The 23,818-nt window shown below is 32.9% G+C and carries 23 protein-coding genes, 1 tRNA gene and 1 other RNA gene; 9 read left to right on the top strand and 16 right to left on the bottom strand.

Translation table 11 applies throughout. From position 1 onward, the window contains the following. The first annotated feature begins 57 nt into the window (after positions 1-57). Positions 58-1,590 (top strand): bifunctional pantoate--beta-alanine ligase/(d)CMP kinase, encoded by a 1,533-nt coding sequence (locus tag EU95_RS05395; protein WP_032521949.1) that lies wholly within the window; start codon positions 58-60, stop codon positions 1,588-1,590. A 2-nt stretch (positions 1,591-1,592) separates the two neighbouring features. On the opposite strand, the gene EU95_RS05400 is transcribed toward EU95_RS05395, so the two are convergent. Genes EU95_RS05400 through EU95_RS05420 form a run of 5 tightly spaced genes read right to left on the bottom strand, consistent with a single transcriptional unit; the run spans position 1,593 to position 4,776 of the window. Continuing rightward, positions 1,593-2,066, bottom strand: a complete 474-nt coding sequence (locus tag EU95_RS05400; protein WP_032521948.1) for a low molecular weight protein-tyrosine-phosphatase — start codon at positions 2,064-2,066, stop codon at positions 1,593-1,595. Between the two features lie 32 nt (positions 2,067-2,098). Beyond that, complete coding sequence (locus tag EU95_RS05405; RefSeq protein ID WP_032521947.1) at positions 2,099-2,860, bottom strand: phycoerythrobilin:ferredoxin oxidoreductase; 762 nt, start codon at positions 2,858-2,860, stop codon at positions 2,099-2,101. Then, complete coding sequence (locus EU95_RS05410; protein WP_032521946.1) at positions 2,861-3,571, bottom strand: 15,16-dihydrobiliverdin:ferredoxin oxidoreductase; 711 nt, start codon at positions 3,569-3,571, stop codon at positions 2,861-2,863. A gap of 6 nt (positions 3,572-3,577) precedes the next feature. Then, entirely contained in the window at positions 3,578-4,288 is a 711-nt protein-coding gene (locus EU95_RS05415) for a heme oxygenase (biliverdin-producing) (protein WP_032521945.1), read from the bottom strand. Positions 4,289-4,344: 56 nt separating this feature from the next. After that, complete coding sequence (locus EU95_RS05420) at positions 4,345-4,776, bottom strand: hypothetical protein (protein ID WP_032522120.1); 432 nt, start codon at positions 4,774-4,776, stop codon at positions 4,345-4,347. Between the two features lie 211 nt (positions 4,777-4,987). Here EU95_RS05420 and EU95_RS05425 point away from each other — a divergent pair, with 211 nt between their 5' ends. Next, positions 4,988-6,412, top strand: coding sequence for an NADP-dependent isocitrate dehydrogenase (locus EU95_RS05425; protein WP_032521944.1), 1,425 nt, complete (start codon positions 4,988-4,990; stop codon positions 6,410-6,412). 2 nt (positions 6,413-6,414) lie between these two features. On the opposite strand, the gene EU95_RS05430 is transcribed toward EU95_RS05425, so the two are convergent. Genes EU95_RS05430 through EU95_RS05445 form a run of 4 tightly spaced genes read right to left on the bottom strand, consistent with a single transcriptional unit; the run spans position 6,415 to position 10,955 of the window. After that, positions 6,415-7,764 (bottom strand): four-carbon acid sugar kinase family protein, encoded by a 1,350-nt coding sequence (locus EU95_RS05430; RefSeq protein ID WP_032521943.1) that lies wholly within the window; start codon positions 7,762-7,764, stop codon positions 6,415-6,417. A 16-nt stretch (positions 7,765-7,780) separates the two neighbouring features. Then, a complete protein-coding gene (locus EU95_RS05435) occupies positions 7,781-8,635 on the bottom strand; it encodes a galactose mutarotase (protein WP_032521942.1) in 855 nt (284 codons plus the stop codon). Positions 8,636-8,644: 9 nt separating this feature from the next. Continuing rightward, positions 8,645-9,544: an alpha/beta fold hydrolase gene (locus EU95_RS05440; RefSeq protein WP_032521940.1), complete on the bottom strand. Its 900-nt coding sequence runs from the start codon at positions 9,542-9,544 to the stop codon at positions 8,645-8,647. 43 nt (positions 9,545-9,587) lie between these two features. Further along, on the bottom strand, positions 9,588-10,955 hold the full coding sequence (locus EU95_RS05445) for a cation:proton antiporter (protein WP_032521939.1): 1,368 nt from the start codon (positions 10,953-10,955) through the stop codon (positions 9,588-9,590). 154 nt (positions 10,956-11,109) lie between these two features. Here EU95_RS05445 and EU95_RS05450 point away from each other — a divergent pair, with 154 nt between their 5' ends. Further along, positions 11,110-13,656, top strand: a complete 2,547-nt coding sequence (locus EU95_RS05450) for a glycogen/starch/alpha-glucan phosphorylase (RefSeq protein WP_032522119.1) — start codon at positions 11,110-11,112, stop codon at positions 13,654-13,656. Here EU95_RS05450 and EU95_RS05455 read toward each other — a convergent pair. From EU95_RS05455 to EU95_RS05465, 3 genes are all read right to left on the bottom strand, one after another. Continuing rightward, a complete protein-coding gene (locus tag EU95_RS05455) occupies positions 13,649-14,104 on the bottom strand; it encodes a hypothetical protein (protein ID WP_032521938.1) in 456 nt (151 codons plus the stop codon). The genes EU95_RS05450 and EU95_RS05455 overlap by 8 nt on opposite strands. A gap of 31 nt (positions 14,105-14,135) precedes the next feature. Then, complete coding sequence (locus tag EU95_RS05460) at positions 14,136-14,468, bottom strand: hypothetical protein (protein ID WP_032521937.1); 333 nt, start codon at positions 14,466-14,468, stop codon at positions 14,136-14,138. A 78-nt stretch (positions 14,469-14,546) separates the two neighbouring features. Continuing rightward, a tRNA-Arg gene (locus tag EU95_RS05465) sits at positions 14,547-14,620 on the bottom strand. 38 nt (positions 14,621-14,658) lie between these two features. Here EU95_RS05465 and rnpB point away from each other — a divergent pair. Both rnpB and EU95_RS05470 read left to right on the top strand, forming a co-directional pair. Then, positions 14,659-15,037, top strand: an RNA gene (gene rnpB, locus EU95_RS09345) — RNase P RNA component class A. A gap of 22 nt (positions 15,038-15,059) precedes the next feature. Next, positions 15,060-15,809: a ribonuclease III family protein gene (locus EU95_RS05470; protein WP_032521936.1), complete on the top strand. Its 750-nt coding sequence runs from the start codon at positions 15,060-15,062 to the stop codon at positions 15,807-15,809. A gap of 3 nt (positions 15,810-15,812) precedes the next feature. Here the strand turns inward: EU95_RS05470 and EU95_RS05475 are convergent, their stop codons facing one another. After that, positions 15,813-15,998 (bottom strand): NAD(P)H dehydrogenase subunit NdhS, encoded by a 186-nt coding sequence (locus EU95_RS05475; RefSeq protein WP_032521935.1) that lies wholly within the window; start codon positions 15,996-15,998, stop codon positions 15,813-15,815. A 24-nt stretch (positions 15,999-16,022) separates the two neighbouring features. Here EU95_RS05475 and rimM point away from each other — a divergent pair, with 24 nt between their 5' ends. Next, positions 16,023-16,562 (top strand): ribosome maturation factor RimM, encoded by a 540-nt coding sequence (rimM, locus tag EU95_RS05480; protein WP_032521933.1) that lies wholly within the window; start codon positions 16,023-16,025, stop codon positions 16,560-16,562. A 32-nt stretch (positions 16,563-16,594) separates the two neighbouring features. On the opposite strand, the gene glmS is transcribed toward rimM, so the two are convergent. Together glmS and psaC are read right to left on the bottom strand one after the other, a co-directional pair. Continuing rightward, positions 16,595-18,490: a glutamine--fructose-6-phosphate transaminase (isomerizing) gene (glmS, locus tag EU95_RS05485; protein ID WP_032521931.1), complete on the bottom strand. Its 1,896-nt coding sequence runs from the start codon at positions 18,488-18,490 to the stop codon at positions 16,595-16,597. 80 nt (positions 18,491-18,570) lie between these two features. Continuing rightward, positions 18,571-18,816: a photosystem I iron-sulfur center protein PsaC gene (psaC, locus tag EU95_RS0108860; protein ID WP_007099573.1), complete on the bottom strand. Its 246-nt coding sequence runs from the start codon at positions 18,814-18,816 to the stop codon at positions 18,571-18,573. A gap of 133 nt (positions 18,817-18,949) precedes the next feature. Here psaC and acpP point away from each other — a divergent pair, with 133 nt between their 5' ends. The 3 genes from acpP to tkt are packed head-to-tail and all read left to right on the top strand — an operon-like array spanning position 18,950 to position 22,491. After that, positions 18,950-19,189: an acyl carrier protein gene (gene acpP, locus EU95_RS05490; protein WP_002808065.1), complete on the top strand. Its 240-nt coding sequence runs from the start codon at positions 18,950-18,952 to the stop codon at positions 19,187-19,189. A gap of 6 nt (positions 19,190-19,195) precedes the next feature. Continuing rightward, entirely contained in the window at positions 19,196-20,440 is a 1,245-nt protein-coding gene (fabF, locus tag EU95_RS05495; RefSeq protein WP_032521930.1) for a beta-ketoacyl-ACP synthase II, read from the top strand. A 44-nt stretch (positions 20,441-20,484) separates the two neighbouring features. Further along, on the top strand, positions 20,485-22,491 hold the full coding sequence (tkt, locus tag EU95_RS05500) for a transketolase (protein WP_032521929.1): 2,007 nt from the start codon (positions 20,485-20,487) through the stop codon (positions 22,489-22,491). A gap of 14 nt (positions 22,492-22,505) precedes the next feature. On the opposite strand, the gene thiC is transcribed toward tkt, so the two are convergent. Further along, positions 22,506-23,818 (bottom strand): phosphomethylpyrimidine synthase ThiC (gene thiC / locus EU95_RS05505; RefSeq protein ID WP_032521928.1); only part of this gene is annotated, 1,313 nt, incomplete at its 5' end.

Genomic DNA, 23,818 nt, shown 5'->3' with positions numbered 1-23,818 from the left:
TAAGATTGCTTTTGTCCAGTAATTATTTATCAAATAGATTTATTTTTTAAAAACAAAGTGAAGAAAGTAATCATAAGGAAAACTGAAGAAATAGAAAATTGGAGGAGAAATATAAATAGTGAAATTAACTTCATTCCAACAATGGGGAATCTTCATAATGGACATATAAAACTAATATCAACAGCAAAAAATGACAATGCTTATGTTAATTTAGTAAGTATTTTTATTAATCCACTTCAATTTAATAACAAGTTAGATTTAGAGAAATACCCTAAAACAATTGATAATGATATAAAAATCTCCTTTTCAAATGGCGCAGATGCCATCTTCATCCCAAGTAATGAAGATATATATCCACCGAATAATAAAAATATTAAATTCTTAAAAGCTCCAAAAGAATTGTCTTCTACATTATGTGGATTAAATAGAATTGGACATTTTGATGGCGTTTGTACAGTAGTTTATAGATTACTTAATCTGATCAAGCCAAAAAATCTTTACTTAGGAGAAAAAGATTGGCAACAACTTTTAATTTTAAAGAATCTTGTCCAAAGAAAGAAATTAAATGTTGCTATTAAATCTATTCCTACACAAAGAGATTTTGATGGAATTCCTTTAAGTTCACGTAATTTACATTTATCAAAAAACGAAAGAAAATTAATTAAATTTTTTTCAAGTGAGTTATTAGAAGCAAAAAAAATTTTTCAACAAGAAAAAAAGATTAATTTAAACGCAATAATTAAAAAGCTATCAGCAAAAAAAATTTCAGTTGAATATTTAGAACATTTACACCCTTATACACTCCAAAAAGCAAGTCTTGAGGATAATATTTCGTTACTGGCTGGTGCGATAAGATGTGGAGAGACAAGATTAATTGATCACGTTTTTCTAATGAAAAGAAGGCCGATTATTGCAATTGATGGTCCTGCAGGTTCAGGTAAAAGTACCGTAACAAAGTTAATAGCGAAGAAACTTAAACTTTTATATTTAGATACTGGAGCAATGTATAGAGCATTGAGTTGGCTTATGATAAAAGAAAGTATTGATTATAAAAAAGAAAAAAAATTACAGAATATTCTTAAAGATATATCTATTGTTTTCAAGTCGAATACAAATTCACATCAGGATGTTTATATTAATAACTACTGTGTTACTGAAGAAATTCGTTCGCAAAAGATAAGTTCCATCGTTTCTAAAATTTCCTCAATAAAAGAAGTAAGAAAATTCTTAGTAGAAGAACAAAGAAAAATTGGTAAAACAGGCGGACTTGTTGCTGAGGGAAGAGATATAGGAACTACTGTTTTTCCTCATGCAGAACTTAAAATATTTTTAACTGCTAGCATCGATGAAAGAGCAAAAAGAAGAAAATCTGATAAAAATAGTAAAGATTCACAAGAGATAGACCTCAATACATTAAAAGAACTTATTAAGAAAAGAGATTTTGAAGATTCCAATAGGGATATTTCACCTCTAACAAAAGCGAATGACGCAATAGAAATTGTTACGGATGGATACTCAATTAATGAGGTAGTGGATAAAATTATTGATCTTTATAATGACAAGATTCCTAAAGAGACTGAGATCAATTAAATTCAAGAAATACTTTCCAAAAAACCGTTTACAGAGTCTTCTAAAATATCAAGGACATAATCGAAGCCCTCATCACCTCCAAAATATGGGTCAGGTACTTCTTGCTCATTAAAAACTGATCTAAAATCTTGTATTTTTTTTATCGATGCAAAATCAGTTGAAGCTGTTCTATTTTTAAGATCTTGAATATTTCTAAAATTTGAGTCGTCCATCGCAAGAATATAGTTAAATTTGTCAAAATCTTTGCTAGTAATTTGCCGAGCCCTGCTTAAGATATTTATATCTCTTCTTTCTGCCGCAATTCTCATCCTAGAGTCAGCTTTTTTTCCAATATGCCAACTGCCAGTTCCAGCAGAATCTATAATAAAGCCATCCGTTAATCGCTTCCTTTCAAGTAGACTGATAAAGATAGCTTCTGCTGCAGGAGACCTACAAATATTTCCCAAACATACAAAAAGAACAGAAATTTTTTGCATATTATTTCAAATTCATCTAAATTATAAGACTTTTAAGTAGTAAATAAAACTTCTTTGATTAAAGATTCAGTAAATTCTTTACCAAACAAACTCGACAACATTGGCCTTGCTGGATCGTTATCTCTCCTATACTTCAAATAATTATTTTGACCATTTTTTAATTCTTTTTGCAGTTCCATATTGGCTACTTTGGTTTCGAAAAGAATTTCCAAATATAAATCAAGATATTGTTTAAATGAGATATAAAGCTGATTAGCAATTAAAAAATCACTTCTTTCTTCTTTTGGTAATTTTGACCAGATTACTCCTGGAGAAAAAAATTTAGCTACATCTTCAGGCATTTTTTCAGCTAATGGGAGTGATGAATGACAATGATTTTTGAGTTTTATAAGTTTTTCTAATAACTCATTATTGTATTGATCTTGTATTTTTAATGAAGGCTGAAAATCTAATACTAATAAATGACTATTAGGAAGAGAAACAAAATCTAATCCAAAAAATGGGACATTATAAATAGTATTAGGAATAATTAAAAAATTTAAAACAGAATAATTTGGACTATTTATACACACTGCTCTTGCGAATTGAATTCTTTTTTTATGTGTCACACCCCAAGTAGAGAGATTCACATTTTTTTTTGATTTTTTTGAACCATATGTTGAATCTTTATAAGAATATTCCGAGGGTATTATTTTTTCTAAACAGTTATATTTTCTTAAATTATTAGTTAAATATTTTAGAAAATTATGCCATCTCCAATCTGGCCTGTAAAAAATAGTATCTTGTATCAACATTCAATGAATAATCTCATTATTTAATGTAAAAAGAAATTTATTTATAAATTTATTTGTCCATTTTTCTCCAAAAAAAGATTTAAACAATTTATCTGCAGGGTCTTTTTCAAAACTGTACTTATCATATTTAATTTGATTAATCTTAATTTCTTCTGCATTTAAAAATTGATTAACAGGATTCGATTTATAAATATTCAAATAGTTATTTACAAATGAATGGAATATATTATTTAAATCTCTATCAAGATTTGATTTGTTTCCTCTACATATAATCACCCATGGGGAAAAATACTTTTTTGAATCATATATATTCTTCATTTTATTATTATCAAATGCAGAATATTTTTTCTTAATACTACCTAAACTTGAACAATATTTTTCAAGATACTTCCCTTCTTGAATTAAAGGTTGATAATCAAGTATTGCTAATAACTTTTGAGAAGTTTCAAACCATAAAATATCAGCTCCTAAAATAGGCATTTCACTATCAAAATTTGGATATGCGACTGTATTAAACACTTGCAGTTTTTTGCCACCATCTAGTCTTGTTATTCGCCACTTTCTATATTCGGGAGATGAAAAAAGCCAATTTTTAATAATATATTTTGAGTCTTCATTGTGATGTTCTTTGAATTCGCTAGATATTTGTACTTCATGACCATTTAATTCATCAATATTGGTTTTAAGGAAATCAACTAATGAATCAAACATAAATTACTAGGTCTCGGTGCTTCCTTTCCTTACTTTTTTTGTAATGTAGTTAAATACAATCTTGCCTAAAACAGCAATCAAGTTACCTTCGAGCTCCTTAAACATTTTCATATTGTAAGTAAAAGCTTGATTAGCTTCATCAATAATTTGATCAGCAGTCTTTTGATTTATTGGAAGTTGATTCAAAGTAAGGGAATATTCTTCCTTGAATTTCTTTTCATCAGCAATTAATTCAAACTCATAAAAATTTAAACCATCATTTCCCTTCAAATTTAAAGCTTTTTTAGCGATCCTTTTCAAAATTTGTCCCCCAGATAAATCTCCTATATAGCGAGTATAGTGGTGACCAACCAACAGCTCTGGCGAATTTTTTGCGACCTCTCGGATTCTTTCAACATATTCCTTTGCTGAGTGAGAAATATTAATTTCATTCTTCCAGTTTTCACCAAAATAAAATTTAAGATCATTTACTAAAGTTTCTTTCCTGAATAATGATTTAAAACCTATAGGTTTTATTACGGGATGTTCCTCATTGATCAGTCTTTCAATTTCTTCTTCCATAGCCTCATAAACAAAATATAAATCACTTAATAATTTTCTATAAGATTTTTTTTCAACAACACCTTTTAAAAAACAAGCCACAAAGCCGGTATTTTCTGCCATAGTATGGGATTTTTTTGTCCCTTCTCTTAATTGTCCTGCAAGAGCGACTGCCATATATTTTGAATTATTTTGTAAGTGTATTTAATCTACAAGGAAAATACACAAAACAGCTAATTTTTGTTACCAGCAGATGTTGTAGAGAATAGCTTATAAAGTTCTTTACAAACCAAAAAAAGGTTATCTTTTTGTTCCTTTTGCGGTAGATGAGTGCCAGTCATTTCCCAATCACCGATGGTGGCCACTCTCCATCTCTCGGATGGAACAATCATACCTCGCATTATTATTCCCAACAATTTCGGGACTCTGTCATTATTATAATTTTCAATTCTTAATTGTAAAAGTATCGCTCTACATTCAATAAGAGGACTCCAACCAGGGAAATGAAACGCAAAATCAATAGTATCTTGCATGGATTCATTATTTGAATTGTCCCAGGGACTAAAGTTTACGCTTGCATCTGGAAAATATTTCCGAAACAAAGCCGCAGTAGAAGCAATTTTATTAGCTATTTCAACATTACTTACATTTGAACTCGCATTCATCAGTAGCTGAGTATTTTTTTTGAAAATGACATAATTTGCTTTCACTTGCTTATTAACTACTTTTTCTTTTAATAAAGATGTTGAAATGCTGATCAATAAAGTATTCTCTATTCACATTTGAATAATAAATTTCTAGGTTTTAAAGAAAATAACCCATCGCAAATTACAATACGAGGAAGTTCAGTGAGTTATCTTTTATTAATTCAATGCTATGCCAAAATTTGAAAAATTAACTTTACCTAATAAAGGCGAGATAATAACTTTTAATCAAGGCAAACCTAATGTTCCTAATAATCCAATTGTCCCATTTATTAGGGGTGATGGTACTGGAGTTGATATTTGGCCTGCTACTCAAATCGTTCTTGATTCAGCGATTAAGAAAAGCTACGGAGATGAAAGAAAAATTAATTGGTTTAAAGTTTATGCAGGCGATGAAGCTTGTGAACTTTATGGAACATATAACTATCTCCCTCAAGACACTATTGAAGCAATAAAACACTTTGGTGTAGCCATCAAAGGTCCTCTAACAACTCCCATCGGTGGAGGTATTAGATCTCTTAATGTTGCATTAAGGCAAATCTTTGATTTATATAGCTGTGTTAGACCATGTAAATATTATTCAGGAACTCCAAGCCCTCACAAAAATCCTCAAAATTTAGACGTTATTGTTTATAGAGAAAATACTGAGGATATCTATATGGGAATTGAATGGGAAGCGGAGGATAATAATTGTCTTGAATTAATTAATCACTTAAATAACTTTGTCATACCAAAAAGTAAAAATTTAAAAAATAGATCCATACCAAACGGATCAGGTATTGGAATAAAACCGGTTAGTAAATCTGGTAGCCAAAGGCATATTAGAAAAGCTATTGAACATGCTAAAAGATTATCAGGAGATAAAAGACATGTGACTCTTGTTCATAAAGGGAATATCATGAAATATACAGAAGGTGCATTTAGAGATTGGGGATATGAATTAGCAGTAAATGAATTTAGAGAAGATTGCATCACAGAAAGAGAAAGCTGGATTTTAGATAATATTCAGAAAAATCCAGAAATTACAATTGAAAATAATGCTCGAAAAATTGAACCAGGTTTTGACAAGCTTACAAACAACAAAAAAGCATTCATTTGCGAAGAAATTAAAGAAGTTATTGCATCAATATCAAATTCTCACGGAAATGGAAAATGGAGAGAACTTATTCTTGTTGATGATCGGATAGCTGATAGTATATTCCAACAAATTCAAACAAGACCTCAAGAATATTCAATTCTTGCAACATTAAACCTTAATGGGGACTATGTTTCTGATGCGGCTGCAGCAATTGTTGGAGGCCTAGGTATGGCCCCCGGTGCAAATATTGGAGATAATGCAGCAATTTTCGAAGCTACGCACGGTACTGCTCCAAAACATGCAGGCTTAAACAAGATTAATCCAGGCTCAGTAATTCTTAGTGGTGTAATGATGCTGGAATATTTTGGTTGGAATGAAGCAGCTAACTTAATTACTAACGGTTTAAGTAATGCAATAGAGCAAAAAAAAGTCACCTATGATCTAGCACGCTTAATGGAACCAAAAGTAGAACCTTTATCCTGCAGCAGTTTTGCTGAAGAAATTATCTCAAATTTCTAATTTTAAAAATTATTTTTATTGTCAAAAACTTTCCAAATATCAACTAGTGAATCTTTAGTGCCAATGTTTCCAGGATGAGTAACAATAGGAAGTTTTTCGCCATTTTTTAGATTGTAAGTCACCACTGAAATGCCTTTTAAAATCTGTCCTTCAAGATAAACATAATCTGCATTAAGTCCATTACTAAGAATCAAATTTGTTGTTATTCCACCTTTTGAAATCAAATATCCTATTTCATACTTCAAATTTGCTACTAATTCAGCAATAAAACAAGCAAGTAAATTATAAAAGTTAAATAGTTCAGAAGAATCTAAGGACATAAATTTTCTTGAAGTAAACAAAACAGGAGTTTTTCCTGTCTCAAAAGAAAATCTAATTTCTTTCAAGAATTTATTTTTAAACAAATTCCTTTGCTTTTGATTATTATCTGATGAAATAATTTTAAAGAATTCATAAACATCTAATTCAACTGGATTGCAATCACTTATCTCCAATAAATTATTCAATTGCATTGTTGAAAGTTCTACATAAGATCCAACAACTATCAGCCCTGGAAGAAAATTCTTTTCTTTATTTCTTATTCTTAAATTAGAGAAAAATATTTCACTCTGAGAGACACTTTTTTTCTCAGAAATTGAACTTATAAAACTTGCTGCAGTTCGAAAAAGGAATTTTTTATGTTTAATTAATTTTTTAATTACTAAAGAAAAGTTTTTTAGTTGAGAATAATTTTCTACATCTACAATTACATGTTTATTATTCTTCAAGTTCTTTAGTCTTTTAAAAACAATATTATTTTCTTCATCATTTAGCATTTCGACATCTGACAATAAAAGATTTTGAATATCTTCAATATTTAGCTGCGATTTACTCTGCTGAAATAAAAGATTCTTGACATTACTTGTCTCATATCCAAATATTTTATCTTTTGCAAAAATAGTTTTACTAATAGGGGTATTATCAACAAAATGAGATCCATTAATTGTTAATCTTTTACCCTCTATGAAAGCTGGAATATGAAAAGTAGCATCAAAAGGACCTAAGCAAATATTTAGAGCACTTGGCTCTAAAAAATTATGTCCTCTAAGAGTAGAATCTCCTCTACTTATAAAAATAATTTCTTCTTCATAGGCTTGAGAAGCAATTACAGTCTTTAGATTTTTGCAAATTTCCTCTATTGTTAATTTCGCATCATTTTCCGATAATGACCTTGTATTAGCCAAAATAAAAAATAAATTAGATTTAGATTCAAAACCTTTGAGTAAAGTTGTGCAGTCCCACTTAAGAAGTAATAAACAATGATGAACAGTTTGAGAGCCTGTGGGATCATCATCTATAACGACAAATTTCATAAGTATTGCATTGTTACTACTTAAGAGATTTTATTTGGATTGAGGCATTTAACCTTTTACTATCATTTGAAGGAATCATAATGCTTCTAAATCCATCGACAAAAGAATTTCGGGGACTAGTCCAAGGTTCGAGACATATCATTCTCCTTGGAGGATCACTCCAAATAACGCCTAAATCAAAAGGATATGGATGATTTAAAGTTACCTCTCTTTTAAAAATTTCATCTCTAAAAGAAATTCTACCGGAAGTATACATAAGCAGATCAACTCCTAAATTAATTTTGTTTAATTGATCCAAAGTATTACTTAAAGTGTTTCTTTCTTGATCCTGACAATTAAGTGGATGATCAATAAACTCTAAATATTTGAAATCTGAAACATTAAAATAAGGATGCAAACCAAAATTTATAGGCATTGCAAAGTCTGTTTTGTTAAAGATTATAATTTCAAATTCTAAACAGTTAATCTTTAAGGTAACTTCTATTCTTAGTTCGAAATCGAAAGGATAATATTTTTTGGTTTTTTTAGATGCATTTAAGAATAAGCATAAAATTTTTTCATTTTCATTGAAGGAGTATTGCCATTGCAAATCCCTAGCGAAACCATGTTGTGGTAATTGCAGATAACCATTTCCAAATACTGAACTCGATGTATTGAGATTTCCACATATTGGAAACAAGATTGGAATGCCTCCACGAATACTTTTTTCCTTTTCCATAAATCTTTTTTCATCGAAATAAAGTATTTCATTACCATCCGAAACCCAATTTGTAATAACACCTCCTCTTTCAGGACAAAATTTAATGTAGTTTTTTTTATCTAATTGAAAGACAAAAATTCCTTGTTCTTTGTTAGATAATTCAAGTTTCACAATTATTACTTAAATAGAATCAACCCAATCCAAAATGTGCTGATTAACTAATTCAGGTATCTCATCATGAGGACAATGTCCTGCATCAAGAATAATTTCTTTTGTATTCTTTGGTGTAAATTTTTTATATAGATTTCTTTTTTTTGGAGTATTCATCCATGGATCTTTTCCTCCCCAAAGAAGTAATAATGGTGCATTTAGTTTTGCGAATAACTTATCTAAAGGCAATCCCTGCGGACCTGATGGGTTAAATACACTTCTAAAAACATTAAAAGCTCCGAAATCTAGCGAAGGCTTCCTTATAGACTCAACTAAAAAATCATCAACATTTTTTTTATCAACATAAACTTGATTCAAAGTTTTTTTAATATTTTTTGGATTTCTCATATTCTCAAAAATCAGACGTTGAAGAACAATATTTTTCAAAAATATTCCGGCAACTGTTTCAATTGAAGTTTGCAACATATTCTTTTTGATAGTTTTTTCTTCACTAAAATATCCTGCGGCGTTAAGTAATATCACTCCTGCATTTAGCTCATTTAATTCTGCACCAGCTGCTAATGCTGCATAACCACCTAATGAATTTCCAACAACAATTGTAGGTTTTTTTATTTTTTCTTTTACATAAGCGACAACCTGATCTTTCCATAAAGATCCTGAGTAATCAACATCTTGAGGCTTAGGACTTTTTCCAAAACCGAGTAAATCCATAGCATGAACTTCATACTTTGTACTCAATACAGGGATATTAAATCTCCAATGATCCGTAGAAGCACCGAAACCATGAATTAATAAAATTGCACATTCTTTTGATGTTTTCTCAGGCTTAGCAGAAACAATATGTATTGGGTAATTTAAAAAATTCCAGTCGTAATTTACATCACTATCTATCAAAGCTGTTTTTTCCATTTATTTAAATCTTTTTGTTTTTTAATTCTAATAAACTTATTTCCTAAAGAAGGCCCACAGGATCAGCTGCAACATCATCTGAAATTTTATTGCCATCATTTGGTGGCTTATCTTTTAGAACAATCCTCAATAGAACGGGAGCAAGAAATGTAGTTCCAATAACCATTAATAAAATTGCTGCCTCAAGAGAAGGAGTTAATAACTTTGCGCTTGTTCCTAGTCCAAGAAAAATTAAACCAACCTCTCCTCTAGGCATCATACCCAAACCTACAACTAATCTATTTGTAGGTTTGTCACTTGAAAATACCCATCCTGCTGCAATTTTTCCAATGATTGCTACAACTAACAAAAAGCCTGCAACCACTAAAGCTGATCTACTTGTTGGATCAAGTGGATTGATAACTGATAAATCCATTCCAGCTCCTACTAATACAAAGAAAATAGTTGCGAATAAGGATACTAAAGGTAAAACAGATTGTTGAATTGCGTGATTATTTTTAGAACTACTAAGAATTAGTCCAGCCGCAAATGCACCCAAAGCTGCTTCTAATCCAATGGCTGTCGCGACAAAACAACACAAAACCAGTATCACAAAGGAAGCTACCACTACGGCTCCTGGAGCCTTTAATCTATCTAGTAACCAATCAAAACCGGGAGCTGCTGTTCTACTTAATGCTATAGCAGCAATCACAAATACTACAGCTGCTGCAACTAATTTAACGATAGGAGCAATTTCTAATGAACCTCCGGCGGCAAGGGCGACTACAACTGCAAGAATAACAATACCCAAAATATCATCCAAAACAGCCGCACCAATAACAATCTGTCCTTCTCTAGTTTTCAAATAGCCTAATTCTCCAAAAACACTTGCAGTAATTCCTATACTTGTTGCTGTCATGGATGCTCCAGCAAAAACTGCTGGAATCAAATCTACTTGAAAAATAAACATCAATCCTAGAGTTCCAAATGCAAACGGTAAAATTACACCAGCCATAGCAACTGTAAAAGCCTGAGCTCCAACAGCTACTAATTCCTCTAACTCACTTTCTAATCCTGTTAAAAATAAAAGAGCATATAAGCCAAGAGTTGCTACTGCTTGTAGAGATGGAAAACTTTCGAAATAAACATCAGGTACAGCTTCTGGAGGGATTGACGCTAAGGAGCTTATAACATTTACAAGTCCTTCATTTAGTTCCGTTCCGGCCGAAGGAGGTATCAATAAATGGAATCCTGACGCCCCTATTACAACCCCTGCAAGAAGCTCGCCTACTATCGTTGGTAAACTTAGTCTCACTAATACTTCTGCTAATGCTCTTGCAGCCAAAAATATCAATAGAAACCTTATAACTCCTATCAACGTTTCAGCAACTTCTAAATCATGTGCACTTAATTCAGCAAGTAAACAATACATATGAAATGAAAGAAAAAATAAACTACCTAATTGGAAGATAGTTTATAGAGGGCCCACTTTAAGAAATATGTAAGAAAAAAGCAAAAATACTCAACAAGTGTGGATCTGAAGTTACAACAAAGAAATTTCCAAAAAAATGGCTATTGTTTGTTATATGGCTAATCCAACGAATTCCAACGAACCCTTCGATCTACGCTTGCCTACTCCAGGCTGCTATTTAGATCCTGAGAAAGCTGGCATGGATTCTGATGCTGTTTTTCAAGGAATGACAGCTCATCTTTTCTACACACTTGGTAAGTTAGCTACTTCTGCAAGTCCTCATGACTTGTATATGGCTTTAAGCTATGCAGTCAAAGATAGGCTAATGACAAGATATTTAGCTAGTCAAGAAGTCATAAGAAAAAAACCTCAAAAAACAGTTGCCTACTTATCAGCAGAATTTCTAATAGGTCCTCAATTAAGTAATAACCTCCTAAATCTTGGAATAACTCAAGAAGCGGAAGATGCTTTGAAAAGATTTGGAATTGAATCATTATCAACAATTCTTGAAGTAGAAGAGGAACCTGGACTAGGTAATGGTGGACTTGGCAGACTGGCTGCTTGTTATATGGAATCATTAGCATCTCTACAAGTTCCAGCAGTTGGTTATGGTATTCGCTATGAATTTGGTATATTCAACCAATTAATTAGAGATGGTTGGCAAGTTGAAGTTACTGATAAATGGCTAAAAGGTGGATGGCCATGGGAACTTCCGCAACCTGACGAATCATGTTTTGTAGGATTTGGAGGTAGAACTGAAAGTTATAGAGATGATAGAGGAAACTTCAGATCAAGATGGATTCCTTCGGAACATGCTATTGGAGTTCCTCATGATGTTCCAGTACTTGGATACAGAGTAAACACATGTGACAGATTAAGATTATGGAGAGCTGATGCAACAGAGAGTTTTGATTTTTATGCCTTTAATATTGGTGATTATTATGGAGCAGTAGAAGAAAAAGTTGCTTCTGAAACTCTTTCAAAAGTTCTTTACCCAAATGATGGAACTGATGAGGGAAGAAGATTAAGACTCAAACAACAGCACTTTTTCGTAAGTTGTTCTCTTCAGGATATGTTGAGAAGCCTTGAAAAAAGATCAATACCAATAACAGACTTTCCTCGACATTGGACAGTCCAATTAAATGATACTCATCCTGCAATTGCAGTTGCAGAATTAATGCGACTTCTTATTGACCAATATCAAGTAGGTTGGGATAAAGCCTGGAATATAACAACCTCCTCAGTTGCTTATACAAACCATACTTTACTTCCAGAAGCCTTAGAGAAATGGGATTTAGGTTTATTTAATGATCTCCTCCCTCGCCATCTAGAAATTATTTATGAAATTAATTGGAGATTTTTACAACAATTAAGACTACGATATCCTGGAGATGACAAAATCCTTCAAAAACTTTCAATAATTGATGAAGAAGGCTCTAAATCAGTAAGAATGGCTCATTTAGCAACAATTGGAGCACATCATATTAATGGAGTCGCAACACTCCACTCAGATCTAATAAAAAGACAACTTCTTCCTGAATTTGCAGAACTATGGCCTGAAAAATTCACGAATGTTACTAATGGAGTTACCCCAAGGAGATGGGTAGCTCTATCAAATCCATCATTATCTAACCTGCTAGAAAAGGAGGTTGGTCCTGATTGGATAACTAATATGGAACTTCTTAAAAAGTTAGAGGAGAAAAAAGATGACAATAATTTTTTACAAAAATTTGAAGAATCTAAATTAAATGGCAAAAGAAAATTAGCTAGTTTTATCCATTCAAAAACTGGAATACTAGTAGATCCATCAAGTTTATTTGATGTTCAAGTAAAACGAATCCACCAATACAAAAGGCAACACTTAAACGCTCTACAAATTATTGCTCAATATCTAAGAATAAAAAATGGTACAAACAAGTATGAAGTACCAAGAACAATAATATTCGGCGGTAAAGCCGCACCAGGTTACTTTATGGCAAAGCTAATGATTCGATTCATTAATGGTATTGCTGATGTAGTTAATTCTGATCCAGATATGGATGGTTTATTAAGGGTTGTTTTTCTCCCAGACTACAACGTTAAACTTGGAGAAATAGTTTATCCTGCAACTGATCTTTCAGAACAAATTTCGACTGCAGGAAAAGAAGCATCTGGAACTGGAAATATGAAGTTTGCCATGAATGGAGCATTAACTATTGGAACCTTAGATGGAGCTAATGTGGAACTAAGAGATCTTGTAAAAAAAGAGAATTTCTTTCTTTTTGGTAAAACTGAAAGCGAAATTATGGATTTAAACAATAATAATTACTCCCCGAAAACTTTCATTGACAATTGTCCAGAGCTTAAAGAGGTAATACGGTTAATTGAAATCGGCCATTTTAGCAATGGAGATAAAGAATTATTTAAACCTTTATTAAATAGCTTGACTGGTCATGACCCATTTTTTGTTATGGCTGACTTTGAAGACTATTTAAATAAACAGGACGAAGTAAGTGAATGCTGGAATAACAAAAAATCTTGGAATAAAATGGCATTATTAAATACTGCTAGATCAGGATATTTTTCTTCAGATAGATCCATTAGAGAGTACTGCAAATCCATTTGGAAAGTCTCTCCAATGCCAGTAGAAATAACTTGCGATGTCGAAGAATTAACTAATTAATATTTTTCTTATCTTGTGAATCTGGAGTTTGATGAAATAATCTATTCAAAATTAGTCGATCTATATTTAATGGGTCTGGTGCTAATTCGTCAGCAATTTCTTTAAATTTTGATTCAATATTGTTTGAAATTTTTGTATCCAAAATTCTTTCCATCAAAGTTTCAATGGAATACAAATAAGCATTAACACTTTCAAGTTGATCTAAAGCTTCAGTTATATCAATGTCAGAAATATGTTTTTCTTCTAAATTAATATCTTCATTAGAACATCTTTCAGATATTAACCTTTGCAACTCATTAGTCACATTATTGCAAAGAGTTCTGAAAGATTGTATTGATGCCCAATTTAATTCTTGTTGTTGTTTAAAAGTAGGGAATTCTCTAATCAAACGATCATGCTCTTTGTAAAATCTCTGACAATCAGAGCATTGACATGGTTCTTCGGTCAAAAGAAAATATAACTCTTTTTATATCATCTCACTATTTAGGCATAATTGTAGGGCCATCCAATAATTCGTCATTTTCATCTAGTGAATCCGGAGTATCTGGCAAAGGTATTTCAATACTGGTAACCAAATTTATGACATCTCTTAATCTCATAGAATCAGCAAACCAACCCATTGCTTGTTCAGCATCTCCTCTTTTTTCAGCATCATTTGCTTGATCTTCATGAGCTTCTGCCAATAAGGCAAGCCAACACAAGCATCTTGCCTGAACTATTGAAAGATCTAAATCATTAGGTTGGGATTTAGAAATACGTTCATGCTCTTGTTGAATTAAGAGTTTTAAACGCATATCATGCAACTTAGCCATAAAAGATTTACTACTAACTATACGCTAGCTAGAGAGTAGCAAGTTTGCACATATACTACATATAGTTTATTACTTTAACGGGACTGGCGGGAGTCGAACCCACGACCTACGGTTTAGGAAACCGTTGCTCTATCCTGCTGAGCTACAGCCCCAATAGATGATTTTTTGTGTAATTAGCACTATGCTAAATGAAAGCAGGAGAGGCGATCGCAAAAAAGTTTTATTTTGGAAACAAAATAAAACTTTTTTGAGGAAAGTCCGGGCTCCCAAATGGTCAGGCTTGCTGGGTAATTCCCAGTGCGGGTAACCGTGAGGATAGTGCCACAGAAACATACCGCCTAATACTTATGTATGGCAAGGGTGCAAGGGTGCGGTAAGAGCGCACCAGCAACATTGAGAAGTGTTGGCTAGGTAAACCCCGGCTGGGTGCAAGGCTTAGTAGATTAATGACCATTACACAATCTACTTTTAAGAGCCGCTTGAGACTGAGGAGTAATTCCAGCCCTAGATAGATGATTGCCCATCTTATTTAAGATGAACAGAACCCGGCTTATGACCTGCTTTCTAATTATTTTTGATTATTTAAATCATATGACAAATATAATTAACCAAGCGAGAATTAATCAAATAATTACTTTTTTAAAGTCTTTAAAAATTAGATCAAAAAGATTTTCTGAGATAATTAATGAACAAAATATTTCATTGATTCAAGATTGTAATAAAGCATTCATCCATGCCTCAAATAACAAGATTATAAATTACGAAAAATTAGAATTTTTTGGCGATGCTGTTCTCAGATTAGCTGCTTCGAATTTTATTGAAAAAAAATATCCTCAAATGAGTGTTGGAGAACAGTCAGAGTTGAGGGCACAGATTGTAAGTGATGAATGGTTAACTAAATTAGGAAAAAAAATTGGTATTGAGAAATTAATAATTAAAGGGCCAAAAGCTGTTGGGGACATAAATTCAAAAAACACTATTATTGGTGAAGCCACAGAAGCTTTAATTGGTGCAATTTATAAATGCTTTGATTCAATTCAAGAAATAAATCTATGGTTAGATGATTTTTGGGAGGAAGATTCAGAAATTATTCTTAAAGCTCCATATAAATTTAAAGCTAAAACAGTATTACAAGAGTGGTGTCAAAGTAAAGGGTTTGATTTACCAATGTACAAAATAATTGAACTCTCTAAAAAAAATGGAGACCCAAAAAGATTTTCTTGCGATATTTTTATCGAGGGATTAAAAGAATCCTCTGCATTAGGCAAATCACATAAACAAGCAGAAACTAACGCAGCTAGAAATTTAATAGAAAAATTAATAAATATAGGTAAATTCTAATTTTTACAATATTTCTAAATTAATTAGCTGAAAAGTTATGAGTTTATCCCAATTACCTCCTTCGAAGAGAACGGCTGCTTTTTTTTTTGTAACTCTTTGTACAAACCCTTTATATCCCCTATATATGGAGTTATTATCTTTTACAATTACAAAAGAGCCAGGGAGTATAGGTTTAGACGATAATTCCATAAAAAACATTACTTAATACAATATATGATAAATAAAAATGAATGGTTGGTTGTTGGATTAATAACATCATGTCATGGAATTAATGGGCAAGTAAAGGTTAAATCTCTAAGTGATTTTGATGAAAGATTTTTAAAACCAGGTAAGAGATGGTTACAAAAAGAATTTGAAGCTCCAACACAAATAGAACTTACCTCTGGTTTCAAACAGCCTGGTAAAGAAACTTTTATTGTTAAGTTCCAAGGAATAAATACAAGAAATAATGCAGAGCAACTAAAAAAATTTAAAATTCTTGTAAAAACCGATAAACTACCCACCTTAAATAAAGAAGAATTTCACTTGTTGGAACTTATAAATCTTGAGGTCAAGACTTTAGAAAATGATGAATTAAAGACAATTGGGAAAGTTATCAATTTAGAAAATGAGAACAATAATTTACTTGTTATTGAACTATTTAAAAATCAAAAAGAAGTTTTTGTACCATTTGTTAAAGCAATAGTTCCATTAGTAGATATAAAAAATAATTTTCTAATTATCAATCCTCCAAATGGACTTTTAGAGCTATAAATTTTAAAAAGTAAAAATTTATTAGAAACTCATCATTCAACAGTTACACTCTTAGCTAAATTTCTTGGTTGATCCACATCAAGTCCTCTATGAGCAGCGATATGATAACTCAACAATTGTAACGGCACTATGTTAAGTAAAGGCGCAATCCATTCATTAGAGGAAGGAACTTCCATTAAATAATCAAAAATTTCAGTTCCATTACATTGAGGGGCAATCCCAATCAAATATGAATCTCTAGCTTTTGCTTCTTGAGCATTACTTATAACTTTATCGAAAACTTCACCAGGGGAAGCAATAGAAATTACAGGGACTTTTTTATCTAACAAAGCTATTGGACCATGTTTCATCTCTCCAGCTGGATATCCAGCCGCATGAATGTAACTAATTTCTTTGAGTTTTAACGCTCCCTCAAGAGCTATAGGATAATTTATACCCCTTCCTAAAAAAATAACATCTTTAATATTAAAAAAATCATGTGCTAGCTTTTCTGAAGATTTATTATGTTGCTCTAAAAGATTTTCTATTAATGGAGGAAGTTTAATAAGTTCATTTATTAAATTATTTATTTCCTTTAAGCTTCGACTACCTTTAATTTCCGCAAATTTTATAGCTAAACCATAAAAAGAAAGTAATTGAGCAAAAAAGGTTTTTGTTGCTGCAACTCCCACCTCTATTCCTGCGCAGATATCAATTATATTTGAAACCTGCCTTCCTATCGAGCTCTCTTTTCTATTTGTTATGGCAATAAGATTTGGTTTGAAACTTGTATCTTCAATCGAAGACCGTCTCTTAATTTCCATATCGATAGCTGCAATTGTATCAGCAGTTTCTCCAGATTGAGTGACCCCAATAGTTAATGTATTTGGGAGCAACGGAGGAGGTGAATATCGAAACTCACTTGCATAAAAGACATTTGTGGGGATACCTGAAAATTGTTCTAGTAAAAAACTACCCACCATTGCAGCATGTTTACTTGTACCACAAGCGATAATTTCAATTCTTTCTATTGATTCAAAAAACTTTGTGTCAAAAGAATAATTAATTTGATATTTGCCCTCTTGTAAGTTTTGAATTAAATAACTTTCCAACCAGTTTTTTACAGTCTGGGGCTGATCATATATCTCCTTTAACATAAAGTGTTTAAAATTCATCTTATCCATTATTTGCTCTGAGACTTTGAGAGAAACTGGATTTCGATATTGTCTCTCATTATTTGTGTCATATATTTCTATTCCAAGAGGAGTCAACAAAGCTATTTCTTCATCCTCCATAGGCAAAATAATATTTGTAAAGTTTGCAATAGCTGGAGTATCACTTGCACAAATAAATTCACCTTCGCCCAAACCAATAATCAAGGGTGCCTGTCTTCTCGCAACTACCAAAGAGGTTGGAGCATCAGCCCATAAAACGGCTAAAGCATAAGATCCTTCCAAATCGGATATTACATTTCTCACAGCCACTAATAATGTAGAGCCATTATTCTCAAGGTTAAGTTTACTTAATGTATTTAATTCTCTTTTTATTAGATGAGGAATTACCTCAGTATCTGTATCAGAATTAAAAATAATGCCCTCTTTCTCTAATTTATTTTTTAAATCTTGGAAATTTTCAATAATGCCATTTTGAACAACTGCTATGGTTCCTGAACTATCAGTATGAGGATGTGCATTTTTAACCTCAGGCTTTCCATGCGTTGCCCATCGGGTATGACCTATACCAACAGTTCCAGAAATATTATGATCTTTAAGATTACTTATTAAATTCTTGAGTTTTCCCTCTGCTTTATTACAAGAAATAGAATTTGTTTCGGAATTTATTATGGCAATACCCGCAGAATCGTAACCTCTATATTCAAGTTTTTCTAAACCATTAATTAATAATGGTAAAGCTTTTTTATATCCAGTTACTGCAACTATTCCACACATATGAACTTTTATTCCGATTATATTGAAATAGAGTACATATTTATTAAGTGATGGACTCTCTTAAAACTGCACTATAAAAATTAATATGCTAAGCCCATACTTCTAGAAGTCTCATCTCCTAAATAAACACGAATACTTAAGAAATCAGTTGGACATGCCGTTTCACATCTTTTGCAACCCACACAATCTTCTGTTCTTGGAGAAGAGGCTATTTGACCAGCTTTACAGCCGTCCCAAGGAACCATCTCTAAAACATCAAGTGGGCAAGCCCTTACACATTGGGTACAACCAATGCAAGTATCATAAATTTTAACTGCGTGTGACATGTAAAAATTGTCTTTTGAACCTCGTTTTATAATACTATTGTCTTACAAAGAAATTAAAAAAATTAAGATATGCTTCACTCTTGTTAACTCTAGGGCATAAAATCATATAGATAATTAGTAATTTCCATAAACTATGTCACAAGAAATCCTCGAAAAAGTTTGTTCTATTGTTTCAGAACAATTAAGTGTTGAAGCAGGAGAAGTAAAATCAGATTCAAATTTCCAAAATGATTTAGGTGCAGATTCTCTAGATACAGTTGAACTCGTTATGGCTTTAGAAGAGGCATTTGATATTGAAATTCCTGATGAAGCCGCTGAAGGAATCGCAACTGTTGGCGATGCAGTAAAATTCATCGAAGAAAAAAAAGGTTAATAAAGAATGCCAAATTTCCATCGAGTAGTTATTACTGGTATCGGAGCAGTAACTCCAATTGGTAATAACATTGATGAATATTTAGTCGGTCTTCAAACAGGAACAAATGGGGTTTCAGATATTACTCTCTTTGATCCTGAACAACATCCCTGCAAATTTGCTGCAGAAGTAAAAAATCTTCAATCTAATAATTTTATTGAAGCTAAAGAATCCAAAAGATGGGATCGTTTTTCCCAGTTTGGAGTTATTGCTGCAAAGCAAGCCTTTAATGATTCTGGACTTGAAATTACTGAAGCTAATGCATCAAAAATTGGGGTGATTATTGGTTCTGGTGTTGGAGGCTTGCTAACTATGGAAAGTCAAGCTCAAATATTGAGTCATAAAGGGCCTAAAAGAGTAAGTCCATTTACAGTTCCAATGATGATTCCAAATATGGCCACTGGATTGGCTGCCATCGCTTTGGGTGCAAAAGGACCAAGTTCCTCTGTTTCCACCGCTTGCGCTGCTGGTTCAAATGCAATTGGTGATTCTTTTAGATTACTTCAACTTGGCAAGGCAGATGCAATGATCTGTGGAGGAGCAGAAGCAAGTATTACGCCTCTTGGAGTAGCTGGTTTTGCCAGTGCTAAAGCTCTTTCTTTCAGAAATGATAGTCCTCAAACTGCTAGTAGACCTTTTGATGCTGAAAGAGATGGATTTGTTATTGGAGAGGGATCTGGAATTCTTGTTTTAGAAACTTTAGAAAATGCACAAAAGAGAAATGCAAGAATTTATGCAGAAATAACTGGATATGGAACAACATGTGATGCTCATCATATTACTGCTCCATCTCCAGGCGGGGTTGGAGGTGCCGAAGCTATCAAATTAGCAATGGAAGATGCTTGTCTCAGCCTTGAAAAAATTGATTACATAAATGCTCATGGAACAAGTACATCAGCTAACGATAAAAATGAAACTTCTGCTATTAAATCTATTTTTAAAGACAGATCTTACCATATTCCTGTAAGCTCTACTAAGTCGATGACTGGTCATCTCTTGGGAGGCTCGGGAGGTATAGAAGCTGTAGCTTGTATACTTTCTTTGACACATAATTTTATCCCTCCTACAATTAACTACGTCAATCCAGATCCTGAATGTGATCTTGATTATGTACCAAATAATGCGAGAGAAGCTCAAATAAGAGTAGCTCTTTCTAATTCTTTCGGCTTTGGTGGTCACAACGTTTGCCTTGCTTTCAGCAAAATGAATTAAAGACAACCAATTCTGTATTTCCAACTTAACTTATTTTTAAAACAATGGTCGCTGCATCTGTTTCATTAGAATCACTTTGTGTAAATAGTATAAGAATGCTTGCTGTAGATGCAGTAAATAAATCTAATAGTGGACATCCTGGCTTACCAATGGGGTGTGCTCCTATGGGTTATGCATTATGGCAAAATATACTTAATCACAACCCCAATAACCCAAAATGGTTCAATAGAGATCGTTTTGTATTATCAGCTGGACATGGCTGTATGCTGTTATATTCTTTGCTTCATTTGACAGGTTACAAATCAGTTTCTATAGAAGATATTAAAGAATTTAGGCAATGGGGATCAAAAACTCCTGGACATCCAGAAACATTCGAAACTGAGGGGGTTGAAGTTACTGCTGGGCCACTTGGAGCCGGAATTTCAAACGCTGTTGGTTTAGCAATAGCTGAAACTCACTTAGCAGCTAAATTTAATAAGGCTGATTGCAACATTGTTGATCACTACACTTACGTAATAATGGGTGACGGCTGTAATCAAGAAGGTATCGCATCAGAGGCCTGCTCATTAGCTGGTCATCTTAAGCTTGGAAAATTAATTGCGCTCTATGACGATAATCAAATTACAATTGATGGGAGAACCGATGTTTCTTTCACAGAAGATGTTTTAAAAAGGTACGAAGCTTATGGATGGCATATCCAACATGTTGAAGATGGCAATCATGATGTTAAAGGAATAACTGAAGCTATCGAAAAAGCAAAATTAATTACAGACAAACCTTCAATTATTAAAATTTCTACAACAATAGGTTATGGTTCACCCAATAAATCAGATACTGCTGGAATTCATGGAGCTGCAGTTGGAGAAGAAGAAGCTGCATTAACTAGAGAGTTTCTAAATTGGCAATATCCTCCATTTGAAATACCAGATGAAGTATATGCACATTTTAGAAAATCAATTAACAAAGGAGAATACTTAGAGAAAGAATGGAATTCTCAATTTGATGAATATCAAAAAAAGTATCCCTCTGAAGGAGCCGAGTTAAAAAGAATGTTAGAGGGTAAATTGCCTGAGAATTGGGACTCAGATCTCCCCTCTTATACATCTGATGATAAAGGGTTAGCTACCAGAAAGCATTCGCAAATATGTTTAGGTGCATTAGGCCCTAACCTACCTGAATTAATTGGTGGATCAGCAGATTTAACTCACTCTAACTACACAGATATCAAAGGAGAAACTGGATCATTCCAGCCTCATAGTCCTGAAAAAAGATATTTACACTTTGGCGTACGTGAACATGCAATGGCAGCTGTACTTAATGGTATTGCCTATCACAATAGTGGTCTTATTCCATATGGCGGGACATTCCTCGTTTTCGCCGATTACATGAGAGGTTCAATGAGGCTATCAGCACTTAGCGAATTAGGAGTTATCTATGTATTAACCCATGATTCAATTGGTGTAGGAGAAGACGGACCAACACATCAACCTATTGAAACTATCCCTTCTCTTCGTGCCATGCCTAACATGCTAGTTTTCAGACCAGGAGATGGAAATGAGACAAGTGGAGCTTATAAGCTTGCTATTCAAAATAGAAAAAGGCCTTCTGCCCTTTGTTTAAGTAGACAGGGTATGCCAAATCAAGAAAATACTTCGATAGACAAAGTTGCTCTAGGTGGATATGTTGTTTCCGATTGCGAAGGAACACCAGATCTAATATTTATTGGTACTGGAAGCGAACTAAATCTTTGTATTGAAGCAAGTAAGGAAATCTCAAACTTAGGTAAAAAAATTAGAGTTGTTTCTATGCCTTGTGTAGAACTTTTCGAAGAGCAAGAGGAAACTTACAAAGAAAGTGTTTTACCAAGTAATGTGAAAAAGAGAGTAGTAGTAGAAGCTGCCCATTCATTTGGTTGGCATAAGTATACAGGTTTTGATGGGATTTGTATTACAATGGATAGGTTTGGTGCATCAGCTCCAGGTGGAGAATGTATGAAAAATTTTGGATTTACTGTTGAAAACGTAGTCAATAAGACGAAAGAAATTCTATAGATATTAGTTGATAACTATACCGAAGTATTACAACCTTCAAGTTTATCTTTAAGTTGGTCAAGAGACTCATCAGAAATTTTTGAATTCATTGGACAATGTTTAGGTCCACACATTGAACAAAACTCAGCCTTTTTAAAGATTTCTTCAGGTAGTGTTTCATCATGAAACTGCTTTGCCCTTTCTGGATCTAAAGAAAGTTCGAATTGCTTATTCCAATCAAAGTTATATCTTGCATGACTAAGTTCGTCATCTCTATCACGAGCTCCAGCTCGATGTCTTGCTATATCAGCAGCATGAGCAGCTATCTTATAAGCAATTAATCCCTCGCGTACATCTTCTGCATTTGGGAGACCTAGATGCTCCTTAGGGGTTACATAACATAACATAGAAGTTCCATACCAACCAGCCATTGCAGCTCCAATAGCACTGGAAATATGGTCATATCCAGGAGAAATATCAGTAACCAATGGACCAAGCACATAAAAAGGAGCCTCTGAACATTCCTCCATTTGCTTTCTTACATTAAACTCAATTTGATCCATAGGTACATGACCAGGACCCTCAACCATTACTTGAACATTATGTTCCCATGCTCTTCGAGTAAGCTCCCCTAAAGTCTTTAATTCAGCTAGCTGAGCATCATCAGAAGCATCATGCAAACATCCAGGCCTTAATGAATCTCCTAAAGAAAAAGTACAATCATATTTCTTAAAAATTTCACAAATATCATCAAACCTTGTGTAAAGAGGATTTTGCTTGAAATGATGCAACATCCATTGAGCTAATATACCGCCCCCTCTACTTACAATTCCAGTGATTCTTCCCTTGACTTTGGGTAAATGCTCTATTAATAATCCAGCGTGAATAGTTTGATAATCTACACCTTGCTGGCAATGTTTTTCGATAATATGAAGAAAATCATCTTCAGTTAATCTATCTATTGAGCCATGCACACTTTCTAAGGCTTGATAAACAGGAACTGTACCTATAGGAACAGTCGATTCGTGAATAATTGCTTGCCTAACCTCATCTAAATTTACTCCTCCAGTAGAAAGATCCATAACCGTGTCTGCCCCATATTTAACAGCCAGCTTAAGCTTCTCTACTTCTTCATTGATATCGCTTGCATTGGGAGAAGCACCAATATTTGCATTAACTTTACATCTAGAGGCAATACCAATGGACATTGGCTCTAGATTCAAATGATTAATATTAGCTGGAATAATTAATCTTCCTCGCGCAACTTCTTCCATTATTAAAGAAACTGGTAGATTTTCTTTTTTAGCAACAAAATCCATTTCTTCAGTGATATATCCGTTTCTCGCAA

This window comes from Prochlorococcus marinus str. MIT 9201 (assembly GCF_000759955.1).
Taxonomy (GTDB): Bacteria; Cyanobacteriota; Cyanobacteriia; order PCC-6307; family Cyanobiaceae; genus Prochlorococcus_A; species Prochlorococcus_A marinus_G.
Note: the sequence above shows the minus strand (reverse complement) of the source record. Positions and strands in the feature narration are given on the sequence as shown.

Excerpts from the sequence above, each read along its gene's own strand:
- EU95_RS05400 (WP_032521948.1), bottom strand. The coding sequence starts at position 2,066 with ATGCAAAAAATTTCTGTTCTTTTTGTATGTTTGGGAAATATTTGTAGG.
- EU95_RS05405 (WP_032521947.1), bottom strand. The coding sequence starts at position 2,860 with ATGTTGATACAAGATACTATTTTTTACAGGCCAGATTGGAGATGGCAT.
- EU95_RS05410 (WP_032521946.1), bottom strand. The coding sequence starts at position 3,571 with ATGTTTGATTCATTAGTTGATTTCCTTAAAACCAATATTGATGAATTA.
- EU95_RS05415 (WP_032521945.1), bottom strand. The coding sequence starts at position 4,288 with ATGGCAGTCGCTCTTGCAGGACAATTAAGAGAAGGGACAAAAAAATCC.
- EU95_RS05420 (WP_032522120.1), bottom strand. The coding sequence starts at position 4,776 with ATGAATGCGAGTTCAAATGTAAGTAATGTTGAAATAGCTAATAAAATT.
- EU95_RS05425 (WP_032521944.1), top strand. The coding sequence starts at position 4,988 with ATGCCAAAATTTGAAAAATTAACTTTACCTAATAAAGGCGAGATAATA.
- EU95_RS05430 (WP_032521943.1), bottom strand. The coding sequence starts at position 7,764 with ATGAAATTTGTCGTTATAGATGATGATCCCACAGGCTCTCAAACTGTT.
- EU95_RS05440 (WP_032521940.1), bottom strand. The coding sequence starts at position 9,544 with ATGGAAAAAACAGCTTTGATAGATAGTGATGTAAATTACGACTGGAAT.
- EU95_RS05445 (WP_032521939.1), bottom strand. The coding sequence starts at position 10,955 with ATGTATTGTTTACTTGCTGAATTAAGTGCACATGATTTAGAAGTTGCT.
- EU95_RS05450 (WP_032522119.1), top strand. The coding sequence starts at position 11,110 with ATGGCTAATCCAACGAATTCCAACGAACCCTTCGATCTACGCTTGCCT.
- EU95_RS05460 (WP_032521937.1), bottom strand. The coding sequence starts at position 14,468 with ATGGCTAAGTTGCATGATATGCGTTTAAAACTCTTAATTCAACAAGAG.
- EU95_RS05470 (WP_032521936.1), top strand. The coding sequence starts at position 15,060 with ATGACAAATATAATTAACCAAGCGAGAATTAATCAAATAATTACTTTT.
- EU95_RS05475 (WP_032521935.1), bottom strand. The coding sequence starts at position 15,998 with ATGGAATTATCGTCTAAACCTATACTCCCTGGCTCTTTTGTAATTGTA.
- rimM (WP_032521933.1), top strand. The coding sequence starts at position 16,023 with ATGATAAATAAAAATGAATGGTTGGTTGTTGGATTAATAACATCATGT.
- glmS (WP_032521931.1), bottom strand. The coding sequence starts at position 18,490 with ATGTGTGGAATAGTTGCAGTAACTGGATATAAAAAAGCTTTACCATTA.
- psaC (WP_007099573.1), bottom strand. The coding sequence starts at position 18,816 with ATGTCACACGCAGTTAAAATTTATGATACTTGCATTGGTTGTACCCAA.
- acpP (WP_002808065.1), top strand. The coding sequence starts at position 18,950 with ATGTCACAAGAAATCCTCGAAAAAGTTTGTTCTATTGTTTCAGAACAA.
- fabF (WP_032521930.1), top strand. The coding sequence starts at position 19,196 with ATGCCAAATTTCCATCGAGTAGTTATTACTGGTATCGGAGCAGTAACT.
- tkt (WP_032521929.1), top strand. The coding sequence starts at position 20,485 with ATGGTCGCTGCATCTGTTTCATTAGAATCACTTTGTGTAAATAGTATA.